The 13387-nt window shown below is 71.4% G+C and carries 15 protein-coding genes; 7 read left to right on the top strand and 8 right to left on the bottom strand.

The window, feature by feature from the left end; genetic code table 11:
* Positions 1-23: 23 nt before the first annotated feature.
* Together EXE59_RS12390 and EXE59_RS12385 are read right to left on the bottom strand one after the other, a co-directional pair.
* On the bottom strand, positions 24-461 hold the full coding sequence (locus EXE59_RS12390) for a hypothetical protein (RefSeq protein ID WP_135839180.1): 438 nt from the start codon (positions 459-461) through the stop codon (positions 24-26).
* Entirely contained in the window at positions 458-1261 is an 804-nt protein-coding gene (locus EXE59_RS12385; protein ID WP_135839179.1) for a DUF4129 domain-containing protein, read from the bottom strand. The genes EXE59_RS12390 and EXE59_RS12385 overlap by 4 nt, the downstream gene beginning before the upstream one ends.
* A gap of 134 nt (positions 1262-1395) precedes the next feature.
* On the opposite strand from EXE59_RS12385, the gene EXE59_RS12380 reads away from it, so the two are divergent.
* Positions 1396-2484 carry an IS110 family RNA-guided transposase gene (locus tag EXE59_RS12380; RefSeq protein ID WP_135837073.1) on the top strand — a complete coding sequence of 363 codons (1089 nt, stop codon included), beginning with the start codon at positions 1396-1398 and terminating at the stop codon, positions 2482-2484.
* Positions 2485-2844: 360 nt separating this feature from the next.
* Here the strand turns inward: EXE59_RS12380 and EXE59_RS12375 are convergent, their stop codons facing one another.
* Positions 2845-3714 carry a trypsin-like peptidase domain-containing protein gene (locus tag EXE59_RS12375; RefSeq protein WP_135839178.1) on the bottom strand — a complete coding sequence of 290 codons (870 nt, stop codon included), beginning with the start codon at positions 3712-3714 and terminating at the stop codon, positions 2845-2847.
* Positions 3715-3814: 100 nt separating this feature from the next.
* Positions 3815-5014: an adenylyltransferase/sulfurtransferase MoeZ gene (gene moeZ, locus EXE59_RS12370; protein ID WP_135839177.1), complete on the bottom strand. Its 1200-nt coding sequence runs from the start codon at positions 5012-5014 to the stop codon at positions 3815-3817.
* Between the two features lie 219 nt (positions 5015-5233).
* Between moeZ and EXE59_RS12365 the strand changes: the two genes are divergently transcribed.
* The 3 genes from EXE59_RS12365 to EXE59_RS12355 are packed head-to-tail and all read left to right on the top strand — an operon-like array spanning position 5234 to position 6426.
* Positions 5234-5821 (top strand): TetR/AcrR family transcriptional regulator, encoded by a 588-nt coding sequence (locus EXE59_RS12365; protein ID WP_135841271.1) that lies wholly within the window; start codon positions 5234-5236, stop codon positions 5819-5821.
* 52 nt (positions 5822-5873) lie between these two features.
* Positions 5874-6092, top strand: a complete 219-nt coding sequence (locus EXE59_RS12360; RefSeq protein WP_135839176.1) for a DUF3107 domain-containing protein — start codon at positions 5874-5876, stop codon at positions 6090-6092.
* Positions 6093-6111: 19 nt separating this feature from the next.
* The gene (locus EXE59_RS12355) at positions 6112-6426 is read left to right on the top strand and encodes a GlsB/YeaQ/YmgE family stress response membrane protein (RefSeq protein ID WP_135839175.1); all 315 of its coding nucleotides are present in this window, start codon (positions 6112-6114) and stop codon (positions 6424-6426) included.
* A gap of 9 nt (positions 6427-6435) precedes the next feature.
* On the opposite strand, the gene EXE59_RS12350 is transcribed toward EXE59_RS12355, so the two are convergent.
* A complete protein-coding gene (locus EXE59_RS12350) occupies positions 6436-7110 on the bottom strand; it encodes a ferritin-like fold-containing protein (protein ID WP_135839174.1) in 675 nt (224 codons plus the stop codon).
* Positions 7111-7217: 107 nt separating this feature from the next.
* Here EXE59_RS12350 and EXE59_RS12345 point away from each other — a divergent pair, with 107 nt between their 5' ends.
* Positions 7218-8666, top strand: coding sequence for a DEAD/DEAH box helicase (locus tag EXE59_RS12345; protein WP_425464537.1), 1449 nt, complete (start codon positions 7218-7220; stop codon positions 8664-8666).
* Here the strand turns inward: EXE59_RS12345 and EXE59_RS12340 are convergent, their stop codons facing one another.
* Positions 8667-9530, bottom strand: coding sequence for a ParA family protein (locus tag EXE59_RS12340; protein WP_135839173.1), 864 nt, complete (start codon positions 9528-9530; stop codon positions 8667-8669).
* 60 nt (positions 9531-9590) lie between these two features.
* Here EXE59_RS12340 and EXE59_RS12335 point away from each other — a divergent pair, with 60 nt between their 5' ends.
* Positions 9591-10355 (top strand): SDR family NAD(P)-dependent oxidoreductase, encoded by a 765-nt coding sequence (locus tag EXE59_RS12335; protein WP_135839172.1) that lies wholly within the window; start codon positions 9591-9593, stop codon positions 10353-10355.
* Positions 10356-10357: 2 nt separating this feature from the next.
* On the top strand, positions 10358-10840 hold the full coding sequence (locus tag EXE59_RS12330) for a GNAT family N-acetyltransferase (RefSeq protein WP_135839171.1): 483 nt from the start codon (positions 10358-10360) through the stop codon (positions 10838-10840).
* Here the strand turns inward: EXE59_RS12330 and EXE59_RS12325 are convergent.
* Entirely contained in the window at positions 10837-11448 is a 612-nt protein-coding gene (locus tag EXE59_RS12325; protein WP_135839170.1) for a hypothetical protein, read from the bottom strand. The genes EXE59_RS12330 and EXE59_RS12325 overlap by 4 nt on opposite strands.
* Positions 11449-11597: 149 nt before the next feature.
* Positions 11598-13178, bottom strand: coding sequence for an HNH endonuclease signature motif containing protein (locus EXE59_RS23770; RefSeq protein ID WP_168218498.1), 1581 nt, complete (start codon positions 13176-13178; stop codon positions 11598-11600).
* Positions 13179-13387 lie beyond the last annotated feature (209 nt).

The following is a 13387-nucleotide window of genomic DNA, read 5'->3' as shown; positions in this document are numbered from 1 at the left end:
GGGTGGCGGCGGAAGGGCGGGGGTCAGCGTCGGTCACGGGTGTCCTCTATTCGGGTCAGGATGCGGTCGATGTCGGCAGGTGCGATGCGGCGCACGCCGGAGATCTCGTGCTGGACCTGCGCGGCGAGGTCCGGGTCGCGACCCCGCGCGAGCTCCACCAGGCGCACCCCCAGCGCGTCCGAGGGGTGGTCGGCCTGCTGGTGGCTGGACAGCACCCGGAGGTCGGAGGTGGCCTCGTCGACCCGGTCGGACCGAGTCGGCAGGCTCTGCCGCCAGTGCGCCACCGGGACGTCGACGGTGTCGACCACGAGGTAGGTCATGGCGAGCACGACGACCGCCCAGACGGCGTACGGGAGCGGCCGGGGCTCGAAGTCGAGCCAGACGGCCATCGCGTAGCCGATGCCGGCCAGGACGCCCCCTCCCCCGACGCGGCCGCGCCAGCGCGCCAGCTGCTTCCTCACGACCGCACCCCCAGGCTGCGCCGGATGGCGGCCAGGGCAGCCAGCGCCTCCGTGCGGTGGTGCTCGGTGATCTCGTGGTCGGAGAAGCGGGCCTCGCGGTAGAGCTCGGCGAGCCGGCTCACGGGGCCGCTGTCGGCGTCGGCGAGGTCGAGGATGCGCAGGGCGTACTCCGACGACGTCTCCGACCCCCGCCGCGGCACGCCCGCCCGCTCGCCTTGCACCTCGAACCGGTGCCAGGTCTCGACGATCGCGTTGCGGGCGTCGCCCCCACGGAGCAGCGCGTCCTGCTCGTCGGCGTCGCGGACGACCTGCTCGGCGACGCGGTCCGGCTCGTCGAGGATCGAGAACTCCACCTCCGGACGGTGCTCGCGCCGGCCCCGGCCTGCCCTGAGCTGGCGCACCACCGCGACCAGCAGCCACAGCACGAGCGCCGCACCGCCGACGAGGAGCGCCCCCAGGGCGAGCCACACGAGTACCTTGAGCCAGAACGGTGGCGGGTTCTGCACGACGAGGTCCTCGGCCTCCTCGCGGTCACCCACCGAGGGCGGGTCGCAGTAGCCGCTGCCCAGCGCGTAGTCGTCGGGGTAGACGACCTCGACGGTGCCGTCGGCGTTGGTCCGCACGGGCAAGGGGGTGCACGACTCGGTCGCGCTGATCGTGGCCGGCCGCGGCCCGGGCCCGGTGAACACCTGGTCGGGCCCGAGGAGCGTCGCCCACGCCACGAGCACCACGAACAGGCAGGTGGCGGCGACGGCGGTGACGGCACGCACAGCCGGCGGCCAGTCCCCCAGAGCACGCATGGCGCGACCCTAGACGGTATGACGTGACCCCTTCGGCGTGATGGGGTTGCGGGCCGGGGCCTCACTCACAAGATTCGTGGGTTACCGAGCAGGGGCTGCCTGCTCGGCCTATCCGACAATTGTGGGAGGCCCCGGTGTTTACCGAGCGTACGAGTGTTGGGCTCGACGTGCACGCCCGATCTGTCGCAGCAGCGGCGATCGATGGCGTCACGGGCGAGCTGTTCCAGACGAAGCTGACCCCGTCCTATGAGCATGTCGAGTCGTGGCTGGTCGGCTTGCCGGGATCGGTGGCGGTGGCCTACGAGGCCGGGCCGACCGGTTTCGGGCTGTACCGGCACCTGACCGCTGCCGGTATCCGGTGCGAGGTCCTCGCGCCGTCGAAGCTGCAGAAACCGGCGGGTGATCGGGTCAAGACCGACGCCAAGGACGCCATCCATCTCGCCAAGCTCCTGCGCCTCGACGAGATCACGACGGTGTCGATCCCGACCCCGGACCAGGAAGCCGCTCGCAACCTGGTCCGGGCCCGGGAGGACTGCCGCGCCGATCTGATGCGGGCCCGGCACCGGCTCTCGAAACTGCTGCTGCGCCACGGCATCGTCTACTACGGCGGCCAGGCGTGGACCGGCAAGCACGACATCTGGCTGCGCCACGAGGCGCTTCCCCAGCTGACCGCGCCCGCGACCCGGCTGACCTTCGACAACGACTACGAGGCCGTGCTCGCAGTGAAGGCCCGACGGAACCGGCTCGACGCCGCGATCGAGGAGATGGCCGCCGACTCGGAGTTCACCCCCGTCGTGCGCCGGCTCGGCTGTCTGCGTGGGGTCAGCACCCTGACCGGGTTCGGGCTCGCGGTCGAGATTGGTGACTGGCACCGGTTCACCGGCAACTCCATCGGCACCTTCGTCGGTCTCACCCCCACCGAGCACTCCTCGGGGGAGTCGAAGAACCGCGGGTCGATCACCAAGACCGGCAACGGCCACGCGCGCCGGCTCCTGGTCGAGGCCGCCTGGCACCACCGCGCCCGCTACCTGGTCGGGAAAGCTCTGCGCGACCGCTGGGACCTGGCCCCAGCCCAGGCACGGGTCCGCGGCGATGAGGGCAACCGTCGTCTGCACCAGCGGTGGGTGAAGTTCATCGACCGCCGTAAGACCCACAACGTCGCCAACGTGGCCATCGCTCGCGAGCTGGCCGGCTGGTGCTGGTCCCTGGCCGTCATGGACTAACACCCCACGATCTGCTTCGTCGCCAACCACACCTGGTGGCAGCGCGTGGAGCGACCCGCGATTCACCTATGAGCAGTCCGGCGCACGCCGGGCGACGCTCGCCCCTAGACACGCGAAAACGCTCCAGCCGAAACCCCGTCTTGCGGTACCCAACCCGCGAATATCAGTCTGACCCGCGCGTCGCGAAGACACGCTCGCCAAGGCGAGGACGACGACGAAGCAAGAGGCGCCCGCCCCGCAACCAACGGGGACGGGCGCCTCGCCATGCCCCTTGACAGAAGGCACCTACATATCAGGTGAACGGGTCGCGCCATGCGAGGGGGGCGCGCCTGGTGGGGGCAGGCGCTTGTGGGGGTCGGGTCAGAGGATCGGGCTGAACGGCTCCGTGCCGGGCACCAGTCGCAGGCCGGCGATGCCGCTGGTGGCCTGCGCGTAGGAGAGCTCGTGGGCCAGGTCGCCGACGCCGTTGGACCCGGCGAGCGGGGCGATGGCGAGCGTGGACAGCGTCCCGAGCGCGTTGCCCTCGGCGTCGAGGAAGGCCGAGCCGGAGTCACCCGGGACGCCGGGCGTCACGGTGTAGACGGGGTGCGACCAGCCCTCGCCCTCGGTGCCGACGCTGGTGCCCTGCTTGGGCGACAGCTCCTCGATGCCGGCGCGGAGGCTGGAGTTGCCGTAGGAGTACACGGTGTCGCCGGGCGCGGTGCCGGTCGTGTTGAGGGCGACCGGGCCGCCCCAGAAGGGGACCGACGGGTTGACCTCGGCGACGTCGGCGGCGTCGACCTTCACCAGCGCGAGGTCGTTGTAGGCGCAGGCGTTCTCGTCGGTCTCGCCGCGCTGCTGCATCGCCAGCCACGAGGAGTAGACGAGCGTGCCGCCGCCCACGCGGGTGCCCTCGGCGAGGAGCGAGCCGCCCTCGACGAAGTCGACCCGGGTGCCGAGCGGCAGCGAGCCGGCATCGCAGCCGTTGGTGTCGGTGGCCTCACCCGTGCCGGCGCAGTGCGCGGCGTAGCCGACGTACGTCGTGCCGGCGGTGTCGGTGTAGACGAAGTTGGCGGTGCACTGGGCACCCTCGGTGTACATCTGCACGCCGGGGTGGATGGTGGCGGTGTCGGCGGGGGCCCAGGCGGTCCGCACTTGCTTCTTCGGCGCGGCGGTCGCGGGGGCGCTGGTCGCGGCTGCGGCGACGAGGCCCGCAGCGGCGAGGGTCAGGAGCTTCGTGGGAGTACGCATGCCCCCTCAACGAGGCATGGCTCACACGGGTTACGCGCGGGTAGTCATTCCTGACCACCCGCGCGCCCGCGCGTTCGCGTCTTCGCGTCCCGTGCCGGAGTCAGTACGCCGGCTGGCTGGGATCGATCTGGCTGACCCAGGCGACCACGCCGCCACCGACGTGGACGGCGTCGGAGTAGCCGGCGCCCTTGACGATCGCGAGCACCTCGGCCGAGCGGACGCCCGACTTGCAGTGCAGCACGATCGGCTTGTCGCTCGGCAGGTCGCCGAGGGCATTGCCGTTGAGGAACTCGCCCTTGGGGATCAGCCTGGCGCCCGGGATCTGGTTGATCTCGAACTCGTTGGGCTCGCGCACGTCGATGAGCTCGAAGTCGCGGGTCCCCTCCTCGCGCTCCTTGAGCATCGCCTCGAGCTGGGTGACCGAGATGGTCGAGCCGGCGGCCGCCTCGGCGGCCTCGTCGGACACGGCGCCGCAGAACGCGTCGTAGTCGATGAGGCCGGTGACGGTGGCGTTCTCGCCGCACAGCGCGCAGTTGGGGTCCTTGCGGACCTTGAGCTTGCGCCACTCGAGCTCGAGCGCGTCGTAGATGACGAGCTTGCCGATCGCGGGGTCGCCGATGCCGGTCAGCAGCTTGATCGCCTCGTTGACCTGGATGGAGCCGATGCTCGCGCAGAGGACGCCGAGCACGCCGCCCTCGGCGCAGCTCGGGACCATGCCCGGCGGCGGAGGTTCGGGGTAGAGGCAGCGGTAGCACGGGGCGTCGTCGGCCATCGTCGGCGCGAAGACCGAGGCCTGGCCGTCGAAGCGGTAGATCGAGCCCCACACGTAGGGGATGCCGAGGAAGTAGGCCGCGTCGTTGACCATGTAGCGGGTGGCGAAGTTGTCGGTGCCGTCGACGATGAGGTCGTAGCCCTCGAAGACCTGCAGCACGTTGTCGTTGTCGAGGCGTTCGCCGTGCACGACGACCTCGACGTACGGGTTGACCTCGGCGATCGACTCCTTGGCCGACAGCGCCTTCGGACGGCCGATGTCGGACATGCCGTGGATGATCTGGCGCTGCAGGTTGGACTCGTCGACCTCGTCGAACTCCGCGATGCCCAGCGTGCCGACACCGGCCGCGGCGAGGTAGAGCAGGGCGGGCGAGCCCAGGCCGCCGGCACCGATGACCAGCACCTTGGCGTTCTTCAGCCGCTTCTGCCCGCTCATGCCCACGTCGGGGATGATCAGGTGGCGGCTGTAGCGGCGCACCTCGTCGACGGTGAGCTCCGCGGCGGGCTCGACCAGTGCTTCGAACGACACGTCTTCTCCTTGACTCGGGTGTCGGTGCAACAGCACCGGCGTCCTCCATGTTCCCCGCGCACTTCCAACACGCGGTGCCGCGTCCCGCGATACGGACGCAGGCTCGCGGCCCACGGGCGGCTAGGCTCGGCCAGACCCACTACTCAGGAGTACGACGTGACCGCAGGCAGCACCGACACCTCGTTCGATGGCGCCCAGCCGCGACCGCGCGGCGGCCGGATGCCGCGCCGCGAGCGTCGCGCGCAGCTGCTCGAGTCGGCCCTCGAGGTCTTCGTCGCCCAGGGCTACCACGCTGCCGCGATGGACGACATCGCCGACCGCGCCGGCGTCTCGAAGCCGGTGCTCTACCAGCACTTCCCCGGCAAGCTCGACCTCTACCTCGCGCTGCTCGACACCTCCTGCGACCTGATCATCGACAACTGCCGCGGGGCGCTCGCCTCCACCACGGACAACAAGGACCGCGTCGAGGCGACGATGAAGGTCTTCTACAGCTACGTCGCGTCCGAGGAGGGCGCGTTCCGGCTGGTCTTCGAGTCCGACCTCACCAGCGAGCCCGACGTGCGCGAGCGGGTGGACCGGGTGACGACCGAGTGCGCCTCCATGATCGCCGACGTGATCCGCACCGACACCGGCCTGCCCGACGAGGCCTCGGAGCTCCTCGCGGTGTCGCTGGTGGGAATGGCCCAGGTGTCCGCGAGGTTCTGGCTGGCGGGCGGCGGCGAGATCAAGCAGGACGACGCCGCGGCCCTGATCGCGGGCCTGGCCTGGCGCGGCATCCGGGGCTACCCGATGACCGACGACCACTGACCCGGCATCATTCATCACGACGTACGACACCCCTGAGCTGAGGAGCAACACCGTGGAGGTCAAGATCGGCGTGCAGCACGCCCAGCGCGAGCTCGTGCTCGACACCGACAGCACGCCCGAGGACGTCGAGAAGCTGCTCGGCGAGGCCCTCGCCGCCGACGGCGTGCTGCACCTCAAGGACACCAAGGGTCGTGCGGTCGTCGTGCCGGCGTCCAAGATCGCGTACGTCGAGCTCGGCTCCCCGAGCGCCAGCACCGTCGGCTTCCGCTGACCCGCGCGGGACGACAGCCATGGGGCTGCTCTGGACGATCCTCGTCACCATCGCGGTCGGGCTGGTCATCGGATTCCTCGGCAAGGCGATCGCCCCAGGGGACCGCGACAACATCCCGCTGTGGCTGACCGTCGTGTGCGGCATCGTCGGCGCGTTCGTCGGCAGCTACGTCTACTACGGGTTGTTCGGCGTCGCCGACAACTACCCCAACGGCGACATGTACGACACGAGCCGCGGCCTCGACATCTGGCGCCACGTCTGGCAGGTCGGCGCCGCGGCGGTGCTGGTCGTGGTGGCCGCGACCTTCACGGGTCGCCACACCCCCAAGGCCTGACCCGGGGCGTCAGGCCTCGAGGCCGAGCTCGGCCATCCTGGCGGCGTGCAGCTCGGTGAGCCGGGCGAACATCCGCCCGAGCGCGGCGAGGTCCAGCCCCGGCCGGTCGACACCTCCGGCCAGCAGCGCCGTGAGCGAGTCACGGTCCCCCGCGACGCGCTGCGCCTGGGTCAGGGCCTCCCCCATCAGCCGGCGCCCCCAGAGGGCGAGGCGCCCGCCCAGCCGGTGGTCCTCGGCGATCCCGGCGCGGACCCGCTCGACGATGAACGCCGTCTGTCCGGTGTCCTCCAGCGAGCTGATGATGACCTCGCGGGTCTCGGGGTCGAGGTAGGCCGCGATCTCGCGGTAGAAGTCCGCGGCGAGGCCGTCGCCGACGTAGGCCTTGATCAGTCCTTCGTAGTAGTCCGACGGCGCCGTGTGCGCGTGGAAGCTGTCGAAGCTCTGCCGGAAGGCCTGCATCGCCTCGGCGGGGTCGGCGCCGAGCTGCTCGAGCCTCTCCACGAGCTTGCGGAGGTGGCCGAACTCCGCCGTGGCCATCGCGCCGATGGCGATCTTGTCGTCGATGCCGGGCGCCATCTTGGCGTCCTCGACGAGCCGCTCGAAGGCCGACAGCTCCCCGTACGCGATGGCCCCGAGGAGGTCGACTGCGGCGCGGCGGTAGTCCTCATCGGGCGATTCCGTCATGGTCGCAGCGTAGCGATACCATGATGGTGACCGAGCCGCCGACTCAACCGGCGGCCGCCTGTATGTGCGCGGTCGGCACTTGTCCCCTCTGAGGGCGTGCGAGTGGGCTGACCGCATACGCGTGGGACAACCCGACTCATCAGAGAGCGACACCATTCGTGACCACCTTCCGTGAACTGGGCGTGCTGCCCGAGATCTGCGACGCGCTCGACCGCGCCGGCATCACCACCCCCTTCGCCATCCAGGAGATGACCCTCTCGGTCGCCCTGCTCGGCACCGACCTCATCGGCCAGGCCCGCACGGGCACCGGCAAGACGCTGGCTTTCGGCATCCCCGTGATCCAGCGCTCGATCGCGCCGAGCAACCCGGCGTACGCCGACCTCCCGCAAGGCAAGCCGCAGGCGCTCATCGTCGCCCCGACCCGCGAGCTCGCGCTCCAGGTCTCCAGCGACCTGCACCTCGCCAGCAAGGACATGGGCCTGCGGGTCCTCACCGTCTACGGCGGCGTCGGCTACGACGCCCAGCTCGAGGCCCTCGAGTCGGGTGTCGACATCGTGGTCGGCACCCCCGGCCGTCTCATCGACCTGGCCAACCGTCGCGCCCTCGACCTGTCGCACGTCCACGCGCTCGTGCTCGACGAGGCCGACGAGATGCTCGACCTCGGCTTCCTGCCCGACGTCATCACGCTGCTGTCGAAGACGCCCGAGACCCGCCAGACGATGCTGTTCTCGGCGACCATGCCGTCGGCGATCGTCGCGCTGGCCCGCACGCACATGCGCCACCCGATGAACATCCGCGCCGAGTCGTCCTACGACACCACGATGGTGCCGGCCACCGCGCAGTTCATCTACCAGGCCCACGACCTCGACAAGCCGGAGATCATCGGCCGGATCCTCCAGGCCGAGGACGCCGAGAAGATCATCGTCTTCACCCGCACCAAGCGCCAGGCGCAGCGGGTGGCCGACGACCTCGCCGAGCGCGGGTTCAGCGCCTCGCCGCTGCACGGCGACATGGCCCAGGTCGCGCGCGAGAAGGCGCTGGCGAAGTTCCGCGAGGACAAGATCCGCGTCCTCGTCGCCACCGACGTCGCCGCCCGCGGCATCGACGTGCGCGGCGTCTCCCACGTCATCAACTACACCTGCCCCGAGGACGACAAGACCTACGTCCACCGCATCGGCCGCACCGGTCGCGCGGGCGCCTCGGGCATCGCGATCACCTTCGTCGACTGGGCCGACCTGCACCGCTGGAAGATGATCAACAAGGCCCTCGACCTGCCCTTCCCGGATCCGCAGGAGACCTACTCGACCTCCGAGCACCTCTTCCACGACCAGGGCATCCCGGCCGGCACCAAGGGCCGCATCGTCGACCCCGCCCCGGTCGAGAAGAAGGAGCGCGCGCCGCGCGAGCGGTCCGGCGGTCGCTCCGGCTCGGGTCGCTCGGACTCGGGTCGCTCGGAGTCGGGCTCGTCGGAGAGGTCCGGTGACGCCCCGCGTCGCCGCAACCGCAGCCGCCGTCGTACGCGCGGTGGTGCGTCGGTCGAGACGCCGAAGGGCTGATCAGCCCTTCTTCGACGCCTTCCTGGTCGCGGGCTTCTTCTTCGCCGCCTTCGGCCGGGAGGCGCGCTCGACGAGGTTGCCGGCGACCTCTCGGTAGGCCGTCGCGCCCTTGCTGCTGCGGCTGGTCGCGAGGATGGACCGCCCGGCGGCCGGGGCCTCGGCGAACTTGATGGTCTTGGGGATCGGCGGCTCGACGACCTCGAGGTCGTAGGTCTCGCTGATCGTCTCCAGCACCGTGCGCGCGTGGTTGGTGCGGCCGTCGTAGAGGGTCGGCAGGACGCCCCACAACTCCAGTCCGCGATTGGTGAAGCGGCGTACGTCGTGGACGGTGTCGAGGAGCTGCCCGACGCCGCGGTGCGACAGCGTCTCGCACTGCAGCGGCACCAGCACGCCGTCCGCGGCGGTCAGCGCGGCGACCGTCAGCACGCCCAGCGAGGGCGGGCAGTCGAGCAGCACCCAGTCGTACGGGCCCTCCTCGGTGTCGCCGAGCTCCTCGGCGAGCTGCTCGAGCGCGCCCTTGATGACGTGCTCGCGGCCGGTGCGGGTCAGCAGGTCGGCCTCGGCCCGGGCCAGCTCGATCGTGGCCGGCAGCACGTCGACGCCGTCCTCGGTCTCGATGATGACCTCGGTGGCGTCGACGCCCTTGGTGAGGACGTGGTGCACCGAGATCTCGAGGTCCTCGGGGTCGATCCCGAGCGAGAAGGTCAGGCAGGCCTGCGGGTCGAGGTCGACCAGCAGGACCCGGTGCCCGAGCTCGGCCAGCGCGGCACCGATCGAGGCGACGGACGTGGTCTTGGCGACCCCGCCCTTCTGGTTGGCGACGGCCAGCGTGACGGGGGCCGCTCCCCGGCTCTTGGTGCTCATTGCCCGCCATTGTGCCGGACCGGGTCGCATCCGCCGCAGGTGTCCTGAAATGCTGGGCGCATGCCCACCCCGAAGACCACCTCGCTCATCACCGGCGCGACCGCCGGCATCGGCCACGAGTACGCCGTCCAGCTCGCCGCCCGCGGCGACGACCTCGTCCTCGTCGCGCGCGACGCCGCCCGACTCGAGGAGGTCGCCGAGGAGCTGCGGCGCGCCCACCAGGTCGAGGTCGAGGTGCTCGTCGCCGACCTGACCGACCGCGAGCAGCTCGCCACCGTCGAGGCTCGCCTCGCCGACCGCGCGCGGCCGGTCGACCTGCTCGTCAACAACGCCGGCTTCGGGCTCAAGCAGCGCTTCCTCGACAACTCCGCCGACGACGAGACCGCGATGCTGGAGGTGCTGGTGACCGCGGTGCTGCGGCTCAGCCACGCCGCCCTCGGCCCGATGGCCGAGCGCGGTCACGGCGGCATCATCAACGTCTCCAGCGTCGCCGCCTTCCTCCCCCGCGGCACCTACTCCGCCGCCAAGGTGTGGGTCAACAGCTTCAGCGAGTGGGCCCACCTGGAGTACAGGTCTCGCGGCGTGACGGTGATGGCGCTCTGCCCGGGCTTCACCAAGACCGAGTTCCACGAGCGGATGCAGGTCAAGCGCGGAGACGGCTTCATGTGGCTCGACGTCGACTTCCTCGTGCGGAAGTCCTTGGAGGACTTCGAGAAGGGCCGGGCCTTCTCGATCCCCGGTGCGCAGTACAAGACGATCATCGCGCTCACCCGCGCCATCCCCAACCGGGTGCTGCGGCTCACGCAGTCGGTGGGGCGTCGCTGACGGTGCGCATCGCACCGGCCCGGGTCGGCGATGCGGAGGCGCTCGCCGACCTGCACCTCGACGTGTGGGAGGAGGCGTACGCCGGCCTCATGCCGGCGTCGGTCTTCGCCGAGCGCCGGGCGCGCCGCGCCGAGCGCGTGGCGAGCTGGCACGGCATCATCGCGGCGGGCCCGAGCGACAACCTCCTGGCGTGGGCGGACGACGGGCGGCTGCTCGGCTTCTCGAGCACCGGCCCCGGTCGCGACGACCCCGCCGAGGGGCTGCCGCCGCTCGAGCTGATGGCGCTCTACGTCCGGGAGTCCGTCTATGGCACCGGCGTCGGGCACGCCCTGTGCGAGGCCGCCCTCGGCGCCGCGCCGGCCTACGTCTGGGTCCTCGACGGCAACGAGCGGGCGATCCGCTTCTACGAGCGGCAGGGCTTCGGCTTCGACGGGGTCACCAAGCACGAGGACGTCGGCCTGGAGCGGCGGATGGTGCGGCGCTAGCCGGGCTGGCTCGTCCTCGCCCTGCGGAACAGCTCGACGAGCAGGTTCGCGTACCCCACCGTGTCGTCGACGGCCCGGTGGGTGTGCTCGACGTGGCCGAACCAGTCCGCGGGAAGTGTGTCGACGTCGACCACTCCTGCCGACTCGCCCGTGACCGCCGCTGCATAGCTGCGGATGCACAAGCCGGGACCGATGAACACCCGGTCCTCCTCGTGGTGACCCTGACGGATGCCGTAGGAGGTGAAACGACGCAGGTAGTGGTCGATCCAGATGCCGTCCAGCGCGAGCGGGAAGGCCGCGAACATCCGCGGCCACGGCAGGTCACGCAGCCAGACGACGTACCGCTCCATCACGGCCGTCACCGGCTCGGGGTCCGTGGTGGCCGCGTGCCATGCCTGAGGGTGGTCGGCGAACCAGGCCAGTGTCTTCGCGTCCGGCGCCGTGCCGGGCAGCGGCTCGAGCACGGCCTCGAACCGCCCCTGCTCGGTGCCGTCGGCAGAGATCGCCACCGAGGCGAAGGACCGCATCGAGTTGATGCCCGGCCAGGGTCCGTCCAGCTCGACGTCCGTCACCACGTAGGTCCAAGGGTCTCTGGGCTCGTCCGTCACGCGCGCCAGTATGACCTGCCCGCGACGCAACCACCTGCGAGGATCCGCGGGTGCGCGTCCTCCTCGACCAGGTCATCGACACGCCGACCGGGTCGGGTGGACGACATGCCGCTGGCCCGATCACCGGTGGTGTCGGGCTGGCGGGGCGGTCAGGGTCTGGACCGTGGCTCGGGTCCTGGGCCTGGTCCTGGGCCTGGTCTCGGTCGTGGGCGGGGTGGGTCGGTGAGGATGCGCCTGCGGGTGGGCAGGGTCCACTCGTACGCGCCGTCGGGTCGGCGGTGGTAGGTGAAGGCGCCGAAGGTCTTGGCGCGGTGGTGCCGGCGGCACAGGGGCGCGAGGTTGGCCGGGTGGGTCTGGCCGGGTGGTCCGCCCTCGTCGAGGGGGACGTACTCGACGATGTGGTCGAGGTCGGCCCGCCCGGAGGGACGACTGCAGCCGGGGAACACGCAGGTGGCGTCGCGGAGCCGGACCGCGGCGGCCATCGGCGCGGGCGGGTCGTGCGCGTCCACAGGCGCCATGTGCTCGACATCGAGGACCGGCGCGATGGTGACCTTGCCTGCGGTGAGCAGCCACGTCTGGAGCCGGCCGAGCAGCATCGGCCCGAGCTCGTCACTGCGCGCCACCCCACGGGCGTCGACGGTGTGGGAGTCGACGGTGTGGGAGTCGACGCCGTACGGGTCAACGGTGTGGGGGTCGGCGAGGAGGTCGCGGTCGGTGACGTGGAGCACCAGCCGCACCTCACCCGACCGACCCGCCCGGCCTGACCGGTCCGTGGGGGTGTCGGTGGTGGGTCGGCGGAACGGGTCCGGGGTGGCGTAGGCGGCTTCCTCGGCCACGCAGACGGTCTCGTCGCGGTCGGGGTCGACGTCACGGTCGGGGTCCGCGACGTCCGCGGCGGCGAGGATGTCGAGGGCCTGCTGCGGGTCGGCGAGGAGCCCGACCGCGTGGGCGCGGCGGACGCCGAGGTCGCCGGGGTGACCCAGGGCTCGCATGGTGGTGGCCATGGTCGACACGGTGTGGTCGAACGCGACCGCATCAGCCACGTCGAGGCTCATGAAGACCTCGCTCACCCCCGGTGCGCCCTGCTCGTGGTGCACCTCGACGCGCCGGGACTCCAGCGCGTGGTCGTGGTCGGCGATCGCCCGGTCCGGGTCGGCGTACAGGCGGGCCTCGTGGACCAGGACCCCGATGCGGTGCGGGTTGAGCCGGCGCGGCTGCCACGCCAGCAGCCGGTCCGCGTGGCCGGCCGCGGCCGGGTCGAGGTCGCGCGAGACCCGGGCGGCCTCCCGACCCAGCCGCACCGGCACGGTGAGGTCCTGCACGAGCGTCCACAGTCGTGGCAGGCGGTGGGCCAGGTCGAGCACGTCACCGAGCAGCGCCAGCGTGGCCTCGTGGGACTGCTCCAGCACCCCCGACAGCTCGACCACCGCGAACTCCGCGACCAGCGGGGCACCCTCCCCGGCGATCGGCAGGGGACGCTCCCCGAACAACGCCGCCGCCGACCCCGGCGTGTGGATCGTCTCCGAACGCCACCCCGCCGCGACCTCCTCGTCGGACACGGTGTGCGCGTGCGCCCACGCCAGCGCGGACTCCAGCACCTCGACCTCGACACGACGCTTCGCCGTCATCGCCGCCGCCGCCCGATCCAGCACCCGATCCGCCACCGCACGATCCAGCACCGCACGATCCAGCACGGGGCTGGTGGCGGGGGCCGGAGCGGTGGTGGACATGGGTCCAGTCTCCCAGAGCCCACCGACACCCGGACCTGCGAGAACGGGGCTGTGGAGAAGTATTTCCGAACAGACCTACGCACGCGTGAGCACCGCGGTTTCGAGGCTCGCCCCGCGGTTCCTGCGTGGCCGCGAGGGACGAGCGGATGTATCGAAGGGCGCACCTCGACCACCGATGAGGGTGCGCTCGCACCTCAACCACCGGAGGG

Source organism: Nocardioides eburneiflavus, assembly GCF_004785795.1.
GTDB classification, from domain to species: Bacteria; Actinomycetota; Actinomycetes; order Propionibacteriales; family Nocardioidaceae; genus Nocardioides; species Nocardioides eburneiflavus.
The sequence above is the reverse complement of the archived record's forward strand: the minus strand, read 5'-3'. Positions and strand labels throughout refer to the sequence as shown.

Bases quoted from the DNA above. Each gene is read 5' to 3' on its own strand.
- EXE59_RS12385 (WP_135839179.1), bottom strand. From the start codon at position 1,261: ATGCGTGCTCTGGGGGACTGGCCGCCGGCTGTGCGTGCCGTCACCGCC.
- EXE59_RS23770 (WP_168218498.1), bottom strand. From the start codon at position 13,178: ATGTCCACCACCGCTCCGGCCCCCGCCACCAGCCCCGTGCTGGATCGT.
- EXE59_RS12350 (WP_135839174.1), bottom strand. From the start codon at position 7,110: ATGACGGAATCGCCCGATGAGGACTACCGCCGCGCCGCAGTCGACCTC.
- EXE59_RS12375 (WP_135839178.1), bottom strand. From the start codon at position 3,714: ATGCGTACTCCCACGAAGCTCCTGACCCTCGCCGCTGCGGGCCTCGTC.
- EXE59_RS12340 (WP_135839173.1), bottom strand. From the start codon at position 9,530: ATGAGCACCAAGAGCCGGGGAGCGGCCCCCGTCACGCTGGCCGTCGCC.
- EXE59_RS12335 (WP_135839172.1), top strand. From the start codon at position 9,591: ATGCCCACCCCGAAGACCACCTCGCTCATCACCGGCGCGACCGCCGGC.
- EXE59_RS12355 (WP_135839175.1), top strand. From the start codon at position 6,112: ATGGGGCTGCTCTGGACGATCCTCGTCACCATCGCGGTCGGGCTGGTC.
- EXE59_RS12365 (WP_135841271.1), top strand. From the start codon at position 5,234: ATGCCGCGCCGCGAGCGTCGCGCGCAGCTGCTCGAGTCGGCCCTCGAG.